This is a genomic window from Halomonas sp. Mc5H-6 (assembly GCF_024124705.1).
GTDB lineage: Bacteria > Pseudomonadota > Gammaproteobacteria > Pseudomonadales > Halomonadaceae > Vreelandella > Vreelandella subterranea.
Genome location: NZ_JAMXSI010000015.1, coordinates 15,918 through 36,632, shown reverse-complemented (window position 1 = coordinate 36,632; position 20,715 = coordinate 15,918). Strand labels below are relative to the sequence as shown.

Annotated in this window: 21 protein-coding genes; 10 read left to right on the top strand and 11 right to left on the bottom strand. The window is 60.1% G+C overall.

The features are described 5' to 3' along the window. Positions 1-37: 37 nt before the first annotated feature. Together NH395_RS16400 and NH395_RS16395 are read left to right on the top strand one after the other, a co-directional pair. Positions 38-1,051: a tryptophan--tRNA ligase gene (locus tag NH395_RS16400; protein WP_253026366.1), complete on the top strand. Its 1,014-nt coding sequence runs from the start codon at positions 38-40 to the stop codon at positions 1,049-1,051. Between the two features lie 14 nt (positions 1,052-1,065). After that, positions 1,066-1,641: an isochorismatase family protein gene (locus NH395_RS16395; protein WP_253026364.1), complete on the top strand. Its 576-nt coding sequence runs from the start codon at positions 1,066-1,068 to the stop codon at positions 1,639-1,641. Positions 1,642-1,649: 8 nt separating this feature from the next. Here the strand turns inward: NH395_RS16395 and yaaA are convergent, their stop codons facing one another. Beyond that, positions 1,650-2,429 (bottom strand): peroxide stress protein YaaA, encoded by a 780-nt coding sequence (gene yaaA, locus NH395_RS16390; protein WP_253026363.1) that lies wholly within the window; start codon positions 2,427-2,429, stop codon positions 1,650-1,652. A 94-nt stretch (positions 2,430-2,523) separates the two neighbouring features. Next, positions 2,524-3,555, bottom strand: a complete 1,032-nt coding sequence (locus NH395_RS16385) for an NADP(H)-dependent aldo-keto reductase (protein WP_253026362.1) — start codon at positions 3,553-3,555, stop codon at positions 2,524-2,526. Between the two features lie 249 nt (positions 3,556-3,804). Here NH395_RS16385 and NH395_RS16380 point away from each other — a divergent pair, with 249 nt between their 5' ends. Then, on the top strand, positions 3,805-4,293 hold the full coding sequence (locus NH395_RS16380; protein ID WP_092824107.1) for a tetratricopeptide repeat protein: 489 nt from the start codon (positions 3,805-3,807) through the stop codon (positions 4,291-4,293). A gap of 34 nt (positions 4,294-4,327) precedes the next feature. Next, the gene (locus tag NH395_RS16375; RefSeq protein ID WP_253026361.1) at positions 4,328-4,828 is read left to right on the top strand and encodes a hypothetical protein; all 501 of its coding nucleotides are present in this window, start codon (positions 4,328-4,330) and stop codon (positions 4,826-4,828) included. A gap of 14 nt (positions 4,829-4,842) precedes the next feature. Here NH395_RS16375 and NH395_RS16370 read toward each other — a convergent pair whose 3' ends face one another. The 5 genes from NH395_RS16370 to NH395_RS16350 form a co-directional block, all read right to left on the bottom strand. Further along, positions 4,843-5,391: a TIGR00730 family Rossman fold protein gene (locus NH395_RS16370; RefSeq protein WP_253026360.1), complete on the bottom strand. Its 549-nt coding sequence runs from the start codon at positions 5,389-5,391 to the stop codon at positions 4,843-4,845. Between the two features lie 36 nt (positions 5,392-5,427). After that, positions 5,428-5,949 carry a DUF501 domain-containing protein gene (locus NH395_RS16365; RefSeq protein ID WP_253026359.1) on the bottom strand — a complete coding sequence of 174 codons (522 nt, stop codon included), beginning with the start codon at positions 5,947-5,949 and terminating at the stop codon, positions 5,428-5,430. Between the two features lie 55 nt (positions 5,950-6,004). Further along, positions 6,005-6,298 (bottom strand): hypothetical protein, encoded by a 294-nt coding sequence (locus NH395_RS16360; RefSeq protein ID WP_066316720.1) that lies wholly within the window; start codon positions 6,296-6,298, stop codon positions 6,005-6,007. 39 nt (positions 6,299-6,337) lie between these two features. Next, positions 6,338-6,745, bottom strand: coding sequence for a thioesterase family protein (locus NH395_RS16355; RefSeq protein WP_066316721.1), 408 nt, complete (start codon positions 6,743-6,745; stop codon positions 6,338-6,340). A gap of 181 nt (positions 6,746-6,926) precedes the next feature. Continuing rightward, a complete protein-coding gene (locus NH395_RS16350) occupies positions 6,927-7,358 on the bottom strand; it encodes a hypothetical protein (protein WP_253026358.1) in 432 nt (143 codons plus the stop codon). Between the two features lie 38 nt (positions 7,359-7,396). Here NH395_RS16350 and NH395_RS16345 point away from each other — a divergent pair, with 38 nt between their 5' ends. Further along, complete coding sequence (locus NH395_RS16345) at positions 7,397-8,560, top strand: PatB family C-S lyase (protein WP_253026435.1); 1,164 nt, start codon at positions 7,397-7,399, stop codon at positions 8,558-8,560. Positions 8,561-8,564: 4 nt separating this feature from the next. On the opposite strand, the gene NH395_RS16340 is transcribed toward NH395_RS16345, so the two are convergent. Further along, positions 8,565-9,509, bottom strand: a complete 945-nt coding sequence (locus NH395_RS16340; RefSeq protein ID WP_253026357.1) for a tetratricopeptide repeat protein — start codon at positions 9,507-9,509, stop codon at positions 8,565-8,567. Positions 9,510-9,758: 249 nt separating this feature from the next. On the opposite strand from NH395_RS16340, the gene NH395_RS16335 reads away from it, so the two are divergent. Further along, positions 9,759-10,970 carry a YeeE/YedE family protein gene (locus tag NH395_RS16335; RefSeq protein ID WP_253026356.1) on the top strand — a complete coding sequence of 404 codons (1,212 nt, stop codon included), beginning with the start codon at positions 9,759-9,761 and terminating at the stop codon, positions 10,968-10,970. A 192-nt stretch (positions 10,971-11,162) separates the two neighbouring features. After that, positions 11,163-12,842 carry an NAD-dependent malic enzyme gene (locus NH395_RS16330; protein ID WP_253026355.1) on the top strand — a complete coding sequence of 560 codons (1,680 nt, stop codon included), beginning with the start codon at positions 11,163-11,165 and terminating at the stop codon, positions 12,840-12,842. 62 nt (positions 12,843-12,904) lie between these two features. Here the strand turns inward: NH395_RS16330 and acnA are convergent, their stop codons facing one another. Beyond that, entirely contained in the window at positions 12,905-15,637 is a 2,733-nt protein-coding gene (acnA, locus tag NH395_RS16325) for an aconitate hydratase AcnA (RefSeq protein ID WP_253026354.1), read from the bottom strand. A gap of 282 nt (positions 15,638-15,919) precedes the next feature. Between acnA and trxB the strand changes: the two genes are divergently transcribed. Beyond that, entirely contained in the window at positions 15,920-16,873 is a 954-nt protein-coding gene (trxB, locus tag NH395_RS16320; protein WP_253026353.1) for a thioredoxin-disulfide reductase, read from the top strand. 18 nt (positions 16,874-16,891) lie between these two features. On the opposite strand, the gene NH395_RS16315 is transcribed toward trxB, so the two are convergent. Continuing rightward, complete coding sequence (locus NH395_RS16315; RefSeq protein ID WP_253026352.1) at positions 16,892-17,443, bottom strand: GspH/FimT family pseudopilin; 552 nt, start codon at positions 17,441-17,443, stop codon at positions 16,892-16,894. Between the two features lie 124 nt (positions 17,444-17,567). Here NH395_RS16315 and thiO point away from each other — a divergent pair, with 124 nt between their 5' ends. Continuing rightward, positions 17,568-18,668, top strand: a complete 1,101-nt coding sequence (thiO, locus tag NH395_RS16310; protein WP_253026351.1) for a glycine oxidase ThiO — start codon at positions 17,568-17,570, stop codon at positions 18,666-18,668. 1 nt (position 18,669) lies between these two features. Here thiO and NH395_RS16305 read toward each other — a convergent pair whose 3' ends face one another. Then, positions 18,670-18,951 (bottom strand): PP0621 family protein, encoded by a 282-nt coding sequence (locus NH395_RS16305; RefSeq protein WP_253026350.1) that lies wholly within the window; start codon positions 18,949-18,951, stop codon positions 18,670-18,672. Positions 18,952-19,071: 120 nt separating this feature from the next. On the opposite strand from NH395_RS16305, the gene NH395_RS16300 reads away from it, so the two are divergent. After that, positions 19,072-20,706, top strand: a complete 1,635-nt coding sequence (locus NH395_RS16300) for an NAD+ synthase (RefSeq protein WP_253026349.1) — start codon at positions 19,072-19,074, stop codon at positions 20,704-20,706. Positions 20,707-20,715: the final 9 nt, after the last annotated feature.

Below are 20,715 nucleotides of genomic sequence, written 5' to 3'. Positions count from 1 at the left end.
TTTGTTCCGCATTATTCCAGTGATAGGCTAACTTCCAATGAGTCAGACCCGTGTCCTTACCGGTATCACCACGACCGGTACGCCCCATCTGGGCAACTACGTCGGGGCGATCAAACCCGCCATCGAGGCGAGCCAGGACCCCAGCGTGCAGTCGTTCTACTTTCTGGCTGACTACCACGCGCTGATCAAGTGTCAGGATCCCAAGCGCGTGCAGCAGTCGCGGCTGGAAATCGCCGCGACCTGGCTGGCGCTGGGGCTGGATACCGACAACGCCATTTTCTACCGCCAGTCGGATATCCCGGAGATCCCCGAGCTTACCTGGATGCTTTCCTGCGTGTGCGCCAAGGGGTTGATGAACCGTGCCCATGCCTACAAGGCCGCCGTGGCCGAGAACGAAGAGGCGGGTAACCAGGATCCGGATAAGGGCATCACCATGGGGCTGTTCGGCTACCCGGTGCTGATGGCGGCGGATATCCTGATGTTCAACGCCAACAAGGTGCCGGTCGGGCGCGACCAGATCCAGCATATCGAGATGGCGCGGGATATCGCGGGGCGTTTCAACCACCTGTACAAAGGCGACTATTTCACCCTGCCCAATGCGGTTGTGGACGAAAAGAGCCAGGTACTCGGTGGGCTGGACGGGCGCAAGATGTCCAAGAGCTACAACAACACCATTCCGCTTTTTGTCGCCGAGAAAAAGCTGCAGAAGCTGGTGCGCAAGATAAAGACCAACTCGCTGGAACCCGGCGAGCCGAAAGACCCGGATACCTGCACGCTGTTCCAGATTTATGCGGCCTTTGCCTCGACCGAGGAAACGGCGGCCATGCGCCAGCAGTATGCCGACGGTATCGGCTGGGGGGATGCCAAGAACCAGGTGTTCGAGTACCTCAACGCCCACCTGGAAAAACCCCGTGAGCGCTATAACGCCCTCATGGAAGACCCCGGTCATATTGAAGCGGTGTTGCAGAAAGGGGCTGAAAGAGCGCGGCAAGAAACGGCGGTGACCATGGATAGGCTGCGGGCTGCCGTAGGGCTTGGCCGTTTCCACTAAAACGAGGTGATGGCGTGCGTCTGCAACGTGATAAAAGCTTACTGCTGATGGTCGATTTTCAAGCCGGCTTAATGCCGGTGATTGACGGCGGTGACCAGGCCATTGCCGAGGCTCATTGGCTGTATGGCGTGGCGGATGCCCTGGACATCCCCGTATGGCTGACCGAACAGATGCCCGAAAAGCTGGGCGGTACGGCACCGGCACTATTGGAAGCACGGCAGGCGCCAACGATTTGGCAGAAGCAGCACTTCGGGGCGATGGAAGAAACTGAATTTCGTGAGGCGCTGAGCGACTCGGGCAGACAGCAGGTAGTGCTATGCGGCACCGAAGCGCATATCTGTGTCCTGCAAACGGCGCTGGGGCTGCTGGAGGAGGGCTATGCGGTCTACTGGCTGACGGAAGCAACGGCCAGCCGCCGAGTCGAGGAGGCCGTCTTGGCGCGCGAGCGGGCCTGCGCCCTGGGGGCGCAGGCGGTCTCGGCGGATATGGTGGCTTATGAGTGGCTTCACCGCTGCGATACCGCGTCTTTCAGCGCCGTGCATCGCCAGTTCCTGAAGCCGCGTGCCGATAGAACCGTCCGCTTTTTCTAGCGGGAACCTTAACGATCCGATTCGCGGCGGGTGAAGACAAAGGTGTCGCCCTGGGACGCAGCGGCATCGAACCGATAGCCTGCCACGTCAAAGTCTTTCAGCCCCTCGGGGTCGTTCACCTGTTGGCGAATGATCCAGGCACTCATCAGGCCGCGCGCCTTCTTGGCGTAGAAGCTGATGATCTTGAAGGTGCCGTTTTTCTCGTCTTTGAACACCGGCGTAATGATCCGGGCATCCAGCTTTCCGGCATCCACGGCTTTGAAATACTCGTTGGAAGCCAGATTCACCAGTACCTTGGAACCGCTGTCGGCAATCGCCGCATCAAGCGCTGAGGTGAGCGTGGGCTTCCAATAGGCATACAGATCCTTACCCGCCGGGTTGGGCAGCTTGGTGCCCATCTCCAGCCGGTAGGGCTGAATCAAATCCAGTGGGCGCAACAGACCATAGAGCCCCGAGAGGATGCGCAGGTGCTGCTGGGCATAGCGGTTTTCAGCGTCGCTGAAGGTATCGGCTTCAAGCCCGGTGTAAACATCGCCCTGGAAGGCCTGTGCCGCAGGCTTGGCGTTTTCCAGCGAAAACGGTGGCTGCCAGTCGGCAAAGCGTGCCGCGTTCAGCCCCGCCAGTTTATCGCTGACGCCCATCAGGTCGCTGATTTGCTGTGGCGAATAGTCGCGCAATATATCGATGAGTGTTTGGCTGTCGGTCAGAAAATCCGGCTGGCTGACGTCGTGGGTGGTTGAAGGGGTTTCAAAATCCAGTGTCTTGGCCGGCGAAATAACGCTCAACATGGCAGATTCCTTGGGACGTCGCAGAAATAATGATCCGTATTATACCAAGCCTCGGCGATGGCCGAGGCTATAAGGTCGATAGCGTTGTCTGCCATCAAGGGCAGGGGTTGGGCATACGGCGATGGATATCGTCGATCGCTTCCAGCAGTTCGTCGTCGAGCTTGAGGCTTTCGCTGGCCAGGTTGCTTTCCAGCTGTTCCATGGTGGTGGCGCCGATGATATTGCTGGTCAGGAAGCTGCGCGAATTGACGAACGCCAGGGCCATCTGCGCGGGGTCGAGGCCGTAGTCCTTCGCCAACGATACATAGGCCTTGGTGGCCGCTTCGGCTTCCGGCGAGGTGTAGCGCTTGAAGCGTTCATAGAGGGTAAGGCGACCTTTGGGTGGTTGGGCGCCATTCAGGTATTTACCCGAGAGCACCCCAAAGCCCAGCGGCGAGTAGGCCAAAAGCCCGACATCTTCGCGGTGGGCGATTTCGGCCAGGCCCACCTCGAAAGAACGGTTGAGCAGGTTGTAGGGATTTTGAATCGAGGCCACGCGGGGCAGGTCAAGCTGGTCGGAGAGCTGCAGGGCGCGCATGGTGCCCCAGGGGGTGTCGTTCGACAGGCCGATGGCGCGGATCTTGCCAGCGTCGACCAGCTCCTTGAGCGCACTCAAGGTCTCCTCGAGGGATGTGGCATCTTCTTCTTCGTTATGTGTATAGCCGAGCTTGCCGAAAAAGTTGGTGCTGCGGTCGGGCCAGTGCAGCTGGTAAAGGTCCACATAGTCGGTCTGTAGCCGCTCAAGGCTTGCGTCGATCGCCTTGAAGAGGTGGTCGCGGGTCAGGCGCGGCCCGCCGCGGATATGGTCAAGCCCGGGTCCTGCGGCCTTGGTGGCCAGGATGACATCGTCGCGTTCGCCGCGCTGCTTGAGCCAGCTTCCCACATAGCGCTCTGTCAGCCCTTGGGTGTCGGCCTTGGGGGGCACCGGGTACATTTCGGCGGTATCAATAAAGTTGATGCCAAAGGCGACGGCGCGATCAAGCTGTTCGTGGGCCTCGGCCTCGCTGTTCTGTTCGCCAAATGTCATGGTGCCCAGGCACAGTCGGCTGACGTGCATCCCGGTTCTGCCCAGTGGTCGCGTTTGCATGGTGGGTCTCCTAGTATGAACACAATGACCTGCGGAATGCGCGGGAATTTCAGCGCATCGCGTCGGGGTTGTTGGGCATGTTAGCGAGGCGTTCGCCAGGCAGCAAATAAGAGGGGTTGAGTCGTCGCCATGGCAGGCGTATGCTTGCCAGCCCATTGACCGGCCAAGGGCCGGTTTGTCGCGTGGTTGGTTGTCTCATAGAGAGTGACGGCTGGCCCAAGGTTTCACAAACAGGCAGGGTGGTTGGCCATGCCACAGGCATCATCTTTGTTCATTCGGCTCGAGTTTCGTCTGGCCGAAAGGCTGTTTCAAAATCGTTGGCTGTTGCCACGCTCACCGCGTACTCAGCGGTTGACGCTGAACTTGTTCAAGCGCTGCGCTGAGGCGGGCCATCCCGACGCGCTTTCTGTTTATGGCAACATGCTGTTACAGCGAAGCCTGTCGCCCCACGATAAAGCACGCGGGGCGCGCTATGTAATGGAAGCTGCCCATGCAGGCGATGTAAAGTCGCAATATCAGGCGGCTAAAATTTATGAGACCGGCTGCGCGCAGTATCCGAGCCGTGATGATTACGCGGTGACCTGGTATGCGCGGGCGGCACAATCCGGCCATTCATTAGCGGCTGAACGTCTGGCGCATGCCTACCGGGTCGGCGAGCTGGGCCTGGCGGTGGATGCCGATCAGGCCGCCTATTGGCAGAGCTTGGTCGCTGATCCGTCTGACCCTGTTGCGGCATGATGTGCCGCCCCTTTTTTCGCAAGTGAGGTCGTCCGTGTCCGAGACGCTACCGACGGTGTTGGATATTGAGGCGTCCGGTTTCGGGCGCGGTAGCTACCCGATCGAGGTGGGTATTGCCCGTCCCGACGGGACGACCTGTGCGTTTCTTATTCAACCGCTCGATGAATGGACGCACTGGGACCCCAAGGCTGAGTTGCTGCACGGCATCTCCCGGGAGCGCTTGCACCGCGAGGGTTTTCCTGTGCGTCAGGTGGCACGCTGGCTGAACGACGAATTAAGCGGGGAAGGCAAGGCGTATAGCGATAGCTGGGGGTACGACAATACCTGGCTATCGCTGTTGTTTCATCACGCGGGCATGCTGCCGGGCTTTCGCCTGGAAGCGCTGAGAATCCTGCTCAGCGAAGACCAGCAGGCGCTATGGAGCGATACCAAAGAGGCGGTCATCGCCGAGCGCGGTATTCACCGCCACCGCGCCGGTGAAGATGCGCGGTTACTGCAACTGACTTACCAGCGCACCCAGCAGCTTTGCCAGTAAGTATCGGGCTTTTTCTAACGATCCCCTGAACTTTCCAGCGCCTCTAGCAGCGCAGCGGGCGTTTCGGCATCGAGCAGCATGTCTCGCGTCGCTTGTGCCATGAATCCCTGCTGGACGGTACTGTTCAAAAACGTCAGCAGCGGCGAGTAGAAACCCTCGACATTGAGCAGCCCAAGCGGCTTTTCATGCAGGCCCAGATACCCCCAGGTCCAGATTTCAAACAGCTCTTCAAAGGTGCCGATGCCGCCGGGTAGCGCGATGAAGGCGTCGGCATTGGCGGCCATGGTGGCCTTGCGTTCGTGCATGTTGGGCACGCGGATCAGCTCGCTCAGGCCAAAGTGGGCCTGCTCGCGTTCGACCAGGTGATCCGGCATCACGCCGATCACCTCGCCTCCGGCGTCAAGTGCCGCATTGGCCAGTACACCCATCAAACCGACCCGGGCGCCGCCGTAGACCAGTGTATGACCGCGAGCCGCCAGGGTGTGGCCCAGTTCATGGGTGGCGTGACGAAAGGCAGGGCTATTGCCTTCCCGTGAGCCAAGATAAACGCAGATTCGGGACATCTTGCTTCCTTGTGCTGATGGGGCCGAGATAAAGGCTCAAGGCAGATAGGCGTCGACCTGGTAGTGAGCATCCAGCCATTGGCCAATCACATTGTTGCCGCAAAGGTGGTGGGCGTACTGGGTGTGCAGGCAGCGAACCTGCTGCCAGTTGCTGATGCCGCCAATACCGCGCTGGGTCAGTACCTCGGTGTAGCCGCGCTCGGCGACCTCGGCACGCTGAGCATCGCTCATCAGTGCCCAGCGCGTTTCAACGTAGTCGCGGTGGCTTTGCTGGTAGGCGGCGAGAAAGTCGGGGTCGTCCTGTAGCTGCTGCTCCAGCGACTTGATAACGCCGACGGCTTCAATGCGCGATATCTCGATTTTGAGCACGTCGGAGCACAGCCAGTAGAGCGTTGGGAAAGGCTTGCCCTCGACAACCGGGGCCATGCGCAGCACCAGTGGGGTGCCATGGCTGTCGGTCGCCGTCACGGCCTCGATGCCCTTGGGTGGGCGACCGAGTTGCTGGGTAATAATCGCCAGTTGGCGTTCGTCGGGTGCTTGATTGGTGCGAATCACCATGGGCGAGTCTCTTGCAGGCAGTCATCAGGTGTAAGGGAAATCGTGGTGCGCAGGGTTATTCCCGGACAAACTTGGTGGATCGGCCAACGGCGCGAAAAAAGCAGCGATTGAGCTGTTCCGGAGAGGCGACATAATGCCAGGTACGCTCACAGTATTCAGCCGCTCGCGCCATCAGTACATCGTACAGGCGGTTGAACGGCGCATCATAATCGTAGGGGTCGGCGCCGAACAAGCGGATATGCGGGTAATCGGCAAAGCGTTCCATGAAGTAGCGCTCAAGGTCGGCCTCGACGGCGCGGTGCTGGGCGGTGTTGTCCGGGTCTAGCCATAGATTGTAGCGGATCGCCATGGGGCACTCCTGGCCGCCCCGTTGCCGGGGCGTCGCGGTTCAGGCGGGGGCGGGCGCGTCCTGTAGATGGGCGGAGAGCGCTTCCCTCAATTCGCCTTCGATGGGCACGGTGCATTTAGCCTGATGATCGTACTGCACTAGAATGGTGTGCCCGACATTGGTTAACTTGCCATGCTGGCGCGCTTCCTGGGTGACAGTAAAGGAGCTGTTGCCCAGGCGCGTCAGGTAGGTACGTAATTCGATATCGTGACCATAAAACAGTTCAGCACGGTAGTCGACCTCCATCCGCGCCATGATCAGCCGCCAGGCGTTCGGGTTCAGGTCGGGGGTGAATAACCTGAACAGGTCGTTACGGGCCAATTCAAACCAGGCGGGAAGGCGTGTGTTGTTGATATGGCCCAGCGCATCAGTATCGTAAAAAGCAGGCTCGATGGTGCGGGTGAACATGGCGCTATCCTTTATGCTTGTTGTAGGTAACGGGTTGTTAGGTAACAGGTTTTCAGTAACAGATCATTTAACGTGGTGTTCGTCGCCAGTTGTCAGTGGCGTGGAAAAGCTAACCGTTGATCGATGACAGGCTTCAGGATTACCCCAAGCAAGCGCTTGGTCAAGTGCGCATGGCACGGCATTACACCAGGCGAAGCCCTTGCTGGTCCCGCCAGGCCGCTGCCAGCGCGTTTTGCAACGGGGCCTGCAAATGAGCGGGCAGCGCTTGGTGTGCGTCTTCCAGGTGGTCAAAATGGCGGTTGCGCAACCAGCAGTAAGCCCAGGCGCAGGCTTCGGCTTCGCTCTTGGGCACGGGGCGTGCGGGCATCTGGTTAAGCAGGAATACCGCCGTGCGCGGCGCCCATAATGGAATGTCGGTGTTCTGGGCCTGGCTCCAGGCATCCAGCGCATCGCCTGATGGCGTCTCGCTGGGTTCGCCTAGCTTGGCGACCCGTGCCGTCTCGGCCAGAATCAGTGCGAGCCGGTCAGCATCAGCCTGGCCCAGCGCGCGCCATTGGCGCAAAAGTGCCGGGCACCCTTCGCGAACCTTGGTATAAAAGTCATCTTGCGGCATGCTTTATAGCACCCCCGATTAGATAAGTGAGAGCAATGATGGCATTTGATTTTGCCACGCCCATTGAACGACGCCACCCCGATGAGGGGTGGGCATCGCAAAAATGGCACCGGTACGCCGATGATGTGCTACCCCTGTGGGTTGCGGACATGGACTTTCGCTCACCGCCCGCGGTGATAGAGGCCCTCCACGCAAGGGTGGCGCACGGCGTTTATGGCTACGGTGAAGTGCCTGATACGTTAACAGAAACCCTATGCGAGTGGAGCGCTAAGCATTATCAGTGGCCCATTCAACCCGAGTGGCAACAGTGGTTGCCGGGTGTCGTGCCAGCGCTGCATCTGGCGGCCTTGGCGCTGACGGCACCGGGTGATGGCGTGTTGACCGTTACCCCGATTTACCCGCCATTTCTGGCAGTGGCCGAGCGTACTGGCCGGTTGCCCCAGCAGGCAGCATTGGCCACGCCGGTCAGCGCCGACGATAACTGGCGGCTGGATATCGGTGCGCTGGAGGCCGCCGTAACCCCGCAAACGCGTCTGCTGCTCTGGTGTCACCCGCACAACCCCACCGGCCGCGTATGGTCGCATGGCGAGCTGGCCGCATTGGCGGCGTTTGTCGAACGCCACGACCTTTGGGTTGTGTCGGATGAGCTGCATTGCGACTTGCTGCTTGACGAAGGGGCGCACCACCAGCCGCTGGTGGCAGCTTTCCCGGCACTTGCCCAGCGCACCATTACGCTTTGGGCGCCGTCGAAGACGTTCAACCTGGCAGGCTTGACCACTGCCTGCGCGGTGATACCCGATCCCCACTTGAGGAAGCGTTTTGCCCAGGCCACCAAAGGCTTGCTGCCGGATGGCAACGTGCTGGGGTTGGTAGCAGCGGAGGCGGCTTATCGCCACGGTGACCCCTGGCGTCAGGCCTTGTTGGGGGTTCTACGCGAGCATCGTGCGACGCTCAAGGCGCGGGTCGCGACCTGGCCGGGAGTCGAGATGAACCCGCCCGCGTCGACCTACCTGGCGTGGCTGGATATGCGCCAGGCGGGCCTGGGTGAATCGCCGCAGGCGACACTGCTCAAGCAGGCGGGCGTGGCGCTTTCAGACGGGGCGGCATTTGGCCACCCTGGGTTTGTGCGGCTCAACTTTGGCACCACCGCCTCACAGCTGGAGGCGGCATTAACCCGCATGGATGCATTGCTAGCCCGTTAAACGATCAGTAAAGCAGGGCAAACAGCTTGCGACGGTAGGTGACCGTCAGCGGGTGATCAGCCCCCAGGGCGTCGAAGACCTGCAGCAGGGTCTTGCGCGCGGCATCGTCGTTATAGGCACGGTCCTGCTTCATTAGCGTCAGCAGCGCCTCCAGTCCGGCTTCGTACTGACCGTCCGCTACCTGGCGCAGGGCGCGCTGGTACTGGGCTTCGCTATCGGTGCGGTCGCCCAGGTCGGCAATTTCCTCGCTGGACAGCGCCTGTTCGCCGAACTCGATGCTCGCCCGAACGCCGCGCGCAGCCGGGGCGTCGCGTTCTTCCGGGGGCAGGTTGTCCAGCAGGTTGCGGGCTTCATCGCGGCGCCCTTCGCTGACCAGCGCTCGGGCAAGACCTACCTGGTAGGGGTAGTGGTCCGGGTACTGGCTGATCAGGTTTTGGTAAATGTCCCGTGCCCCGGCCGGGTCGCCCTCGTTCAGCGCCGCTTCGGCCTGCTCTTCCGGGCTGGGTGGCGCGTCTTCCGGGGCTGGGAAATAGCGATTCAGCCACTCACGCACCTGTTTTTCAGGGAGCGCACCCTGGAAGCCGTCGACCAGGCCGCCCTGGCTGATCAGCTTAACATCGGGTACTGATTGCACGCCCAGCTGGCTGGCAATCTCAGGGTTGGCCTGGGTATCCAGCTTGGCAAGCAGGAAGGCCCCACCGTACTCGACCGCAAGCCGCTCCAATACCGCCATGAGCTGTTTGGACGGCTCGGAGTCCGGCGCCCAGCAGTCCATCAGTACCGGGACTTTCATTGAGGCTTCGAGGACTTGCTGGATATTACCGGCGTTGAGGTCAATGATGACGTCTTCGGGGCGAACCGGCGGCTGGTCGGCACTGGCCTGGCTGTCCTGACCCGTATCAGGACTGGTCAATGCTTCACCGGTGCGAGGATCAATGATGGATGACATAAACGGACTCGCGATATAAGGAAATTTGACTCTTTATATGCAGCCGCACCGGCGAGGATTCAAGGTGAATCGGCTAAAAAAGCGTACCTGTCACCGGATGCTGCGTTTATATTCTTTAATGATATAGAAAATGCTGGATAAAGCATTTTACGCTATCGTTAGCTATCGGTAAGCTCGTCATTATTACTCATATCAACCAAAAGCGCCGGTTTCGCGACTGGCGCTTTTGGTGTTGCTGAAGGTGATTGTATGTCGACAACGACTGAAACCCCCGCCGCTACGTATCGCGTGCCACTTATCGCCACAGCGGCGATTGTGCTCGGCGCGCTGATCATCGGTGTGGTCTTTGAAGCCAATACCGGCCTGCTGATGATTGTCGGTGGGCTATTTGGCATGGTGCTTTATCATGCCGCGTTTGGCTTTACGTCTGCATGGCGGGTGTTCATCACAGAGCGGCGTGGGCGTGGGCTGCGGGCGCAGATGGTGATGCTCGCGCTGGCCGTTATCCTGTTTTTCCCGGCATTGGGCGCGGGCACCCTGTTTGGTCAAGAGGTGTATGGCTTTGTGGCCCCCATAGGTATTTCTGTGCTGGTCGGCGCTTTCCTGTTTGGTGTGGGCATGCAATTGGGGGGTGGCTGCGCTTCGGGTACCCTGTTCACGGCCGGTGGTGGTAATGCCCGCATGGTCATCACGCTGATCTTTTTCGTCGTTGGATCGGTGATTGGCACCGCGCACTTTACCTGGTGGCAAAGCCTGCCCGCCTTTCAGCCCGTTTCCCTGGTGAACGTGGCAGGCGCCGGTGGCGGTATCGCCATTAGCCTGGTGCTGTTTGCCGCCATTGCTGCGTTTACCGTGGTGATGGAAAAAGGCCGCCATGGCAAGCTCGAACAAGCCGCGCCGGTAGACAAGCAGGGCTATCAGCGCTGGCTAACGGGCCCGTGGCCGCTGGTGGCGGGCGCCATTGGCCTGGCGGTCTTGAACTTTGCCACCCTGGCGCTGGCGGGGCGTCCGTGGGGGATTACCTCGGCGTTCGCGCTGTGGGGCGCTAAAGGCTTCGAACTGCTGGGCGGCGACGTATCCCAGTGGGGCTATTGGCAGTCACCGGGTAATGCGGCAGCGCTGGGCGCAAGCGTATGGGGCGATGTGACCACGGTAATGAACGTGGGTATCATGCTGGGGGCGTTAGCGGCGGCCAGCCTTGCCGGGCGTTTCGCACCGAACTTCAGGATACCGCTGCGCTCGATACTGGCGGCGGTCATCGGTGGCCTGCTGCTGGGCTATGGCGCCCGTCTGGCCTTTGGTTGCAATATCGGCGCTTATTTCAGTGGCATCGCGTCCGGCAGCCTGCATGGCTGGCTCTGGTTAGTGGCGGCATTTGTCGGCAACATGGCAGGCGTCAAACTGCGCCCGTTATTTTTCACCGGTGAAGCCGCGCGCAAACCGACGGCGAAAACATGTTGAGAAGCCATTAGATAACGCCACTTTCAGCCTGTTTTTCTATCTGACGCCTCAACCTCGGTTGGGGCGTTTTTGTCGCTTTAAAACGCCTGTTTGCTACCTTTGTAGGGTGGGCATGTTACATTACGCTCAACGGCTGCAGACGCGCTATGTTGCTGCATTGCAATAGAAATTTGCTAAAAAACGAGAGTGCTTATGACCACCGCGAGCAAACGCCCCTTATACCTTCCTTACGCCGGTCCTTCCCTACTTGAAATGCCGCTATTGAATAAAGGCAGTGCGTTTACTCAGGAGGAGCGGTTGGCGTTCAACCTGATCGGCCTGTTACCGCAGAAAGTCGAAACCATTGATGACCAGCTTGAACGTGTCTATCGACAATACCAGCAGTGCCATAGTGACCTGGAGCGCCACATTCACCTGCGTGCCATTCAGGACGATAACGAAACGCTGTATTTTCGCCTGGTATCGCAGCACCTCGAAGAAATGCTGCCGATCATCTACACGCCGACGGTAGGCAAGGCGTGCCAGGAATTTTCCAATATCTACCGCAATCACCGCGGGCTGTTTATCAGCTACCCGGACCGCGAGCACATGGATGACATCCTGCGCAGCGCCACCAAGGACAACGTCAAGGTCATCGTTGTGACTGACGGCGAGCGGATTCTGGGTCTGGGCGACCAGGGCATCGGCGGGATGGGCATTCCCATCGGCAAGCTGGCGCTGTATACGGCCTGTGGCGGCATCAGCCCCGCGTACACGCTACCGATCATGCTGGATGTGGGGACCAACAATAAGTCGCTGCTGGATGACCCGATGTACATGGGCTGGCGGCACGAGCGGATCGGCCAGGAAGAATACAACGAGTTCATGGCGATGTTCATTGCGGCCGTCAAACGCCGTTGGCCCAATGTGCTGCTCCAGTTTGAGGATTTCGCCCAGGCCAACGCCGTGCCTTTGCTGGAGCAGTACCGTGACCAGCTGTGCTGCTTCAATGACGATGTTCAGGGGACCGCCTCGGTAGTGGTGGGAACGCTCCTGGCGGCTTGCCAGGCCCGCGGGCAGACCATTGCCGACCAGCGGGTGGTCTTCGTTGGCGGTGGCTCTGCCGGTTGCGGCATCGCCGAACAGGTGGTGGTGGCCATGCAGACGGAGGGCTTGACCGAGAGCGAAGCCCGGGCGCGCATCTACATGGTGGACCGCGAAGGCCTGATGACCGACGACCAGCCTTGGCAGCGCGATTTTCAACGCCGCCTGGCCCACGAGGCAGGCCTGGTCGCCAACTGGAACGGGCAAGGACTCGAAGAAACCATCGCACAAATCAAGCCGACGGTACTGATTGGCGTCTGTGGCCAGCGTGGGATTTTCACCGAGCAGGTGGTGCGCACCATGCACGCGGGCTGTGAGCATCCGGTGATCATGCCGTTATCCAACCCGACATCCCAGGCGGAAGCGCTGCCCGAGGACGTCATCCGTTGGACGGAAGGCCAGGCGCTGGTGGCAACCGGCAGCCCGTTTCCTCCGGTGGTCTTTAACGGCCGCACCTATCCGATTGCGCAGTGTAACAATGCCTATATTTTCCCGGGCATTGGGCTTGGGGTCGTGGCCGCCAGGGCATCGCGGGTCACCGATGAAATGTTGATGAGTGCTTCGCGGGCCTTGGCGCGTGAGGCACCGCTGGTCAAGGAAGGCAAGGGCGCGCTGCTGCCACCGCTGTCGCGTATTCGCGATATCAGTCAGTCCATTGCCTTTGAAGTGGCGGCCCAGGCGCAACAGAACGGGGTGGCGCTCAAGACCGGCGGCACCGAGCTGCGTGCCGCCATTGATCGCGCTTCATGGGACCCGGAATACCGCACCTACCGGCGGCGCGCTTTCTAGACCGTCATGCAAAAAAAAGCCCCCACGGAGTGGGGGCCAGCAAGCATTGGTCGGTTTCCCGATTAGGCTGCGCCAATCATGTTACGCAGCACGTAATGTAGGATACCACCATGACGGAAGTACGCCAGTTCGTTTTCTGTATCAATCCGGCACTTGGCATCAACGGTTTTTTCGCCATCGGCATTTTTGATGGTGACCTTGACGCTGCCGCCCGGGGTTAAATCGCTGAGCCCGGCGATCGATACTTCTTCATCACCGGTAAGCCCCAGCGTCTTGCGGCTCTCACCTTCCGGAAACTGCAGGGGGACCACGCCCATGCCGATCAGGTTGGAACGGTGGATGCGTTCGTAAGACTCGGCGAGTACGGCGCGAACGCCCAGCAGGCGGGTACCTTTGGCGGCCCAGTCACGCGAGGAGCCGGTGCCGTACTCTTTGCCGGCAATGACGACGAGCGGCTTGCCTTCTTCCTTGTACTTCATCGCGGCGTCGTAGATCGCCATCTGCTCGCCGCTCGGCACGTGACGGGTTTCGCCGCCCACTACGCCGTCGAGCATTTCGTTTTGGATCCGCACGTTGGCGAAGGTGCCGCGCATCATGACTTCGTGGTTACCGCGGCGCGAACCGTAAGAGTTGAAGTCCACCGGCTTGACGCCTTTCTCCTGAAGGTAGCGCCCGGCGGGGCTATCGGGTTTGATGGCGCCGGCCGGGGAGATATGGTCGGTGGTCACCGAGTCGCCCAACATGGCGAGCACGCGGGCGTTGTGGACGTCCTCGATGGCGTCCGGCTCGCGGCCCATGCCCTCGAAAAACGGCGGATGCTGGATGTAGGTCGACTCAGGCCACTGATAGACATTGCTTTCGGGTACCTTGATGGCCTTCCAGATATCGTCGCCTTCAAACACCTCGCCGTATTCTTTATGGAACATCGCGGTATTGACCTGCTCGACGGCGGTGGCGATTTCCGCCTGGCTCGGCCAGATATCCTTGAGATAAACCGGATTGCCGTCGCGGTCCTCGCCGAGCGGGTCCTTGCTCAGGTCGCACTGCACGTTACCCGCCAGCGCGTAAGCAACGACCAAGGGGGGCGATGCCAGCCAGTTGGTTTTCACCAGCGGATGCACGCGGCCTTCAAAGTTACGGTTACCCGACAGCACTGAGGCAACGGCCATGTCACCGTCGGAGATGGCCTTTTCGATCTCATCGGCAAGCGGGCCGGAGTTGCCGATACAGGTGGTGCAGCCGTAACCCACCAGGTTGAAGCCCAGCGCGTCCAGATCATAATTCAGGTCGGCTGCTTCCAGGTAATCGGTGACGACCTTGGAACCCGGCGCCAGCGATGTCTTGACCCAGGGTTTGGTGGTGAGGCCTTTTTCCCGCGCTTTGCGGGCGAGCAGACCGGCTGCCATCATCACGCTGGGGTTGGACGTGTTGGTGCACGAAGTGATGGCGGCAATCACCACCGCGCCTGGGTTGAGGTTGAAGTCCTGATCATCGAGCTGCACCGCCTGACTGGTGTCATGCTCAAAGCTGCGCTCAACCCCCACGGCGGTCTGGCCACCCTCGGAGGAAAGTTTTCCGTTGGCGGTCGGCTCTGCTTTGGTATCTTCCTGCATGAATTTTTCAAAGGCCGACGCCATGTCTTTAAGGGCCACCCGGTCTTGGGGACGCTTGGGCCCTGCAAGGCTTGCTTCGACCTCGGTCATATCGAGATGCAGGCTGTCAGTGAAGATAGGCTCGTCGCCCGGTTCGCGCCATAGCCCCTGGGCCTTCGAGTAGGCTTCGACCAGGTCAACCTGCTCGTCTTCACGGCCGGTCAGGCGCATGTAGTTAAGCGTTTCGTCGTCAACCGGGAAGAAACCACAGGTGGCGCCGTACTCGGGGGCCATGTTGGCAATGGTCGCCCGGTCGGCCAGCGGCAGGTCTTTCAGGCCGTCGCCGTAGAATTCGACAAATTTACCCACGACGCCTTTCTTGCGCAGCATCTCGGTCACGGTAAGCACCAGGTCGGTGGCCGTGATGCCTTCGCGCAGCTTGCCGGTGAGCTTGAAGCCGACCACTTCGGGGATCAGCATGGAGACGGGCTGGCCGAGCATGGCCGCTTCGGCCTCAATGCCGCCGACACCCCAGCCAAGGACACCCAGCCCGTTGATCATGGTGGTGTGGGAGTCAGTGCCGACCAGGGTGTCTGGGTAGGCAAGGGTGCGGCCGTCTTCCTGCTTGGTCCACACGGCTTTGCCTAAGTATTCCAGGTTGACTTGGTGGCAAATGCCGGTGCCCGGCGGTACAACGCGGAAATTATCGAAGGCTTGCTGACCCCAGCGCAGGAACTCGTAACGTTCTCGGTTGCGCTGCATTTCAATGTCGACATTTTCTTGGAAAGCGGCTGGGTTGCCGAATTTGTCGACCATCACCGAGTGGTCAATGACCAGATCCACCGGTGACAGCGGGTTGATCTTTGCGGGATCCTCGCCGAGCTTTTCAACGGCAGCGCGCATGGACGCCAGGTCGACCACGCCCGGCACGCCGGTAAAATCTTGCATTAGCACGCGGGCGGGGCGATAGCCGATCTCACGACTGGACTTGCCTTCTTTTTGCCAATCGACCAGGGCCTGCATGTCCTCCTGGGAAACGCTCTCGTCGTCGGCAAAACGCAGCTGGTTTTCGAGCAGAATTTTGAGTGTCTTGGGTAGCCGGTCGATGTTGCCAAGGACGTCTGCTGCGTCTGGCAGACTGAAATAATGGTAGGACGTATTGCCTACCGTTAATGTTTTTTCCGTGTCAGAAAGCTTGCTCATGCGATTCTCCTCTCTATTGCTTGGCGTTGCGCGATGCGCGCCGGTCACTGTCTTCCTTTCCTCTGGCTGATTTGGATATGACGACTATCAGTATGGCTCATCCGGGTCGTTACACCCGAACATCATGGCCCTTGGTTGTTATTAGAGGTGGGTCTGTACGCCTGCGGTTTCAAGTCGCAGCGACCTTTTTGCGCCATGCTGGCCTTGCAATCCTTTGTACTTGACGCCATTTCAGGCAGACTCTGTGCAAAATTATCAGCCGACTCTTTACAAGGTGGTGTCATGCAAACACGTCACGAGCGCTTAATCATTCTGGGATCTGGCCCGGCGGGCTATACGGCAGCCGTCTATGCGGCGCGCGCCAATTTGAAGCCGCTGCTGATTACCGGACTGCAGGCAGGTGGTCAGTTAACGACCACCACCGACGTGGATAACTGGCCCGGTGATGCGCAGGGCGTACAAGGTCCTGAACTTATGGAACGTATGAAGCTGCACGCCGAGCGTTTCAATACCGAAGTGCTTTTCGATCATATCCATGAGGTTAGCGTAAGCGATAAACCCTTTACCTTGAAAGGCGACAATGGTGTATATACCTGCGATTCGCTGATCGTGGCGACGGGGGCCAGCGCACGTTACCTTGGCCTTCCCAGCGAACAGCAGTTCATGGGGCAGGGCGTGTCGGCCTGCGCCACCTGTGACGGGTTCTTCTATCGTAATCAAGAAGTCGTGGTGGTCGGCGGCGGCAATACTGCGGTCGAGGAGGCGCTTTACCTGTCGAACATCGCCTCCAAAGTGACCCTGGTGCATCGTCGTGACACCTTGCGTGCGGAGAAAATCCTCCAGGACAAGCTGTTCGAAAAAGTCGACGCGGGGAAGGTCGTGCTGGAGTGGTTTCAGCAGGTGGAGGAAGTCCTCGGTGATAACACCGGGGTGACCGGCGTGAGGGTGAAGTCGACCAAAGACGGCAGCCTCAAGGATATTCACGCGCCGGGGCTGTTCATCGCCATTGGCCATAGCCCGAATACCGGTATTTTCGACGGCCAGCTGGATATGAGCGGTGGCTATATCAAGGTGAAGTCCGGCCTGGAAGGCAATGCCACGGCGACCAGCGTGCCGGGTGTCTTTGCCTGCGGCGATGTCATGGATCATGTCTACCGGCAGGCGATCACTTCTGCGGGCAGCGGCTGCATGGCGGCGTTGGACGCCGAGCGTTACCTGGACGGCATTTCAGGCTGATAGCCCCGCCTTGCCTGGCTAGTCGGGGCATTCGGTCGGTGAGGGCGCCATCCGCCAGCGTCCCAGTTGACTCAGAATCAGAGTGCTGCCCCTGGTGCGGGATTTCCCGCCCTGGGGGCAAAGGATAAATCGCCCGTTATAGCCGCTGCTGTGGCCCAGCGCATCATAGCGTATTCGCCGCCAACCCCGACTGTAGCGAACCTCGACGCGTTCGCTGGCCGGGAAGGCGCGCAGCACATCGGTCGACGCAATATCCGCCGTTTGATCCCCGCGAACCACCATCAGTGCCTTGCTCCAGTTCTCGCCGCAGCGCAACGTATCATGCATGTCGGCAACGGGGCACAGCGTGACCGGCTGGCGCTGGGTAATGGCCGTCTGGCGGGCAAAGCCAAGCGCCGTTTGCAGTCGATTGACTTCGCCGGTGCGCGCCGATCGTTCACCCAGCGCCTGAAAGCTGGGAATGCCCCAGACAGCGATGATTCCCATGATCAGCAGGGTGACCAATAGCTCCAGCAGGGTAAATCCCCGCGCCTTGGCATCGCTCATGCGGCATATGGATGGTTGATGCATATCGCCTCCTTGCGCTTGACCCTTGGATGCCCGCCGTTATGCTCGTGACTGAGCGGCAGGTATTGAAACCCTTACCTTAGGCGTTGCCGATACTTTTTTATGTAAGCCAAAGTGGACAAAGCGTGTGAGCGATTTCTTAATTGTGGGCGGCGGCGTCATCGGCATGATGACCGCACTCCAGCTAGCCGATGCCGGGCAGCAAGTCAGTCTGGTCGAGCGTGGCGACTGTGGCCGGGAAGCCTCGTGGGCCGGTGGCGGCATTGTCTCACCGCTGTACCCCTGGCGTTACGCTCAAGCCATTTCCCGACTGTCCCGCTGGTCGGAAGGCGCCTACCCAAGCCTCTCCCTGCGCTTGCTGGAAGAAACCGGCATCGACCCGGAGTACCGGCAAAAAGGGCTGCTGTACCTGAGTGTGGATGACCCAGAGGCTGCGCTTTCCTGGGCGCGTCAAATGGGTAAGCCGCTAGAGCGCGTCAGCGCCGATATGGTGCGGGCTAAGGAAAGCTGCCTGCCGCCAACCGAGGGAGCGCTATGGATGCCAACGCTGGGTAGCGTGCGTAACCCGCGCCTTGGCAAGGCGCTGCGTGCCCGGTTATCGGCGATGCCCAATGTGACGCTGCATGAGTATTGTGAGGTGAAGGATTTTGTACGCCACGGCGAGCGCATTGAGGGTGTAAGCACTGCCCAGCGGACGCTGACCGCGGCGCATACGATTGTCTGCGGCGGCGCCTGGGCCGGGACGCTGCTCAACGCGCTTGATGTGTCGCTGCCCGTGAGGCCGGTAAAAGGCCAGATGCTTGCCTACCAGACGCCGCCTGGCCTGGTAAAGCGCGTGGTGCTCAAGGACGGACGCTATGTGATTCCGCGAGCCGATGGTCTGCTGTTGGTCGGCTCGACCCTTGAGGCGTGTGGTTTCGACAAGACCACCGATCAGGAGGCTCTGATCTCGCTCCGCCAGAGTGCAGAGGACATCGTGCCAGCGCTTGCCGATTATCCGGTGGCGTATCATTGGGCTGGGTTGAGGCCGGGCTCGCCGGATGGCGTACCCTTTATCGGCGAACTGCCGGGATGGAAGAACATATCGGTGAACGCGGGGCATTACCGCAATGGTCTGGTACTCGCGCCGGCGTCAACACACCTGCTGGTGGATCAGTTGCTCGGGCGCCCGCCGTTGATCGATCCGGCGCCGTATCGGATGACGCCAGAGCGATTAACTGCCGGGTAGGCTATGGGTCGGTGTCGTTATTACGCTGGCTGCGTTGCTCCTGCAGGAAGCGGTCGCGGTGGGCGCTGGAGCAAAACCACTGTTCTGCTTCACGCAGCGCTTCCTCTTCGGGCAAATGCACGTCGCACCACCGGCAGCGTACCATATGGCCGCCGTCGTGCTGTTGGTCCTGATGCTGCTGGGTAAGGCGTTCACGCTGCCATTGCCGGTACATGCTGAAAAGTTTGAGACCGGCATAGAACAGTACCGCGAAAATGAGTAGCCGAATAATCAAAAGGTTCATCCTGTTAGCGCCCTCATGCAATTTGCAAGCGCGGCCTTTGCCTGCGAGCGGCCCTTGCGGGACAATGCGTATTGATGGTGTGTCTCCATTCTAAAAGATTCTCAAGAGATTTTATCGCCCATGCAAGATTTAACGCTGGTCATGGCTCAACTCGACCCCTTGGTGGGGGATATTCCCGGCAATGCCGCCCGCGCCATTGAGGCCGTGCGTGAAGCGCGCATCGAGCACGGTGCCGACATCGTCGTGTTTCCCGAGTTGTTTTTGTCAGGTTATCCGCCGGAAGATTTGCTGTTGCGTCCCTCCATGGAAACGCGCCTGCGTGAAGCGCGTGCCCGCATGGCCGAGAAGATGTCACGGGACGTGCTGGTGATCATTGGGTATCCCGGCGTTCGGGAAGGCCACTGTTACAACCTGGCAGGGCTGTTGTACAACGGCCAATGGGAGGCCGAGTATGCCAAGCAGGCGTTGCCCAACTATCAGGTGTTCGACGAGCAGCGCTACTTCACGCCGGGCACCGAGACGCTGGTGCACGAGCACAAAGGGGTGAAGCTGGGCATCGCCATCTGTGAGGACTTGTGGGATGGTACGCCGATCAAAGCGGCGGCAACGGCCGGTGCCGAGGTGCTGATTACCCTGCATGCCTCGCCTTACCACCAGGATAAGCCCAGTGAACGCCTTCGCCTGCTCGAGCAGCGTGCTCAGGATGTCGAGCGGCCCATTGTCTACGTCAATACCATTGGCGGCCAGGACGAGCTGGTCTTTGACGGCGGTTCCTGCTGTGTCGATGCCCAGGGCCAGCTACAGGTGCTGGCGCCTTACTGGGAGGTCGGCTTGATGCCGGTGCAGTTACTGCAAACCAGTGCCGCGACCTGGGAGCCGCAACCCGGTGAGATAGAGCCTGAGGTCGAGCCCGAAGAAAGCCTTTACTGTGCCCTGGTGACCGGCGTGCGCGATTACGTCAATAAAAGCGGTTTTGACGGCGTGGTGCTGGGCCTTTCCGGCGGTATTGATTCCGGACTTTCGTTGGCGATTGCCGTGGATGCGCTGGGGCCGCAGCGGGTCCAGGCAGTGATGATGCCCTATCACTATACTGCCGATATTTCCAAACAGGATGCCGCCGAGCAGGCCAGGTTACTGGGCGTGCACTACGACATCATGCCCATCGAGCCAATGGTGGAGGCGTTCATGGGCACGCTGGCGGAAAGCTTTGCCGGTACCGAGCGGGATACTACCGAGGAAAACCTTCAGTCGCGCTGCCGTGGCGTACTGCTGATGGCGATTTCTAATAAAAAGGGGTTGATGGTCCTGACCACCGGCAATAAAAGCGAGATGGCGGTGGGCTACGCCACGCTCTACGGCGATATGGTGGGCGGCTACAATGCCATCAAGGATGTGTACAAGACCTGGGTGTACCGGCTGGCCCGCTGGCGCAATACTCAGTCACCGGCGATACCCGAGCGCGTCATCGAACGCCCGCCCAGCGCCGAGCTGGCACCTGATCAGCAGGATAGCGACTCCTTGCCCGACTATGACGTGCTCGACGCCATCCTGGCGCGCTATATCGAAGGCGACATGAGTGCCGAAGCCATCATTGAGGCAGGCTTTGCCCGGGAGGATGTCTATCAGGTCGTCAAGCTGGTCGATCGCTGCGAATACAAGCGGCGCCAGGCACCGGTGGGCGTGCGTGTCACCCCGCGTGGCTTCGGCCGCGACCGGCGCTATCCGATCGTCAATGGCTGGCAGCCCGGCGAGTAGTCGGGCATG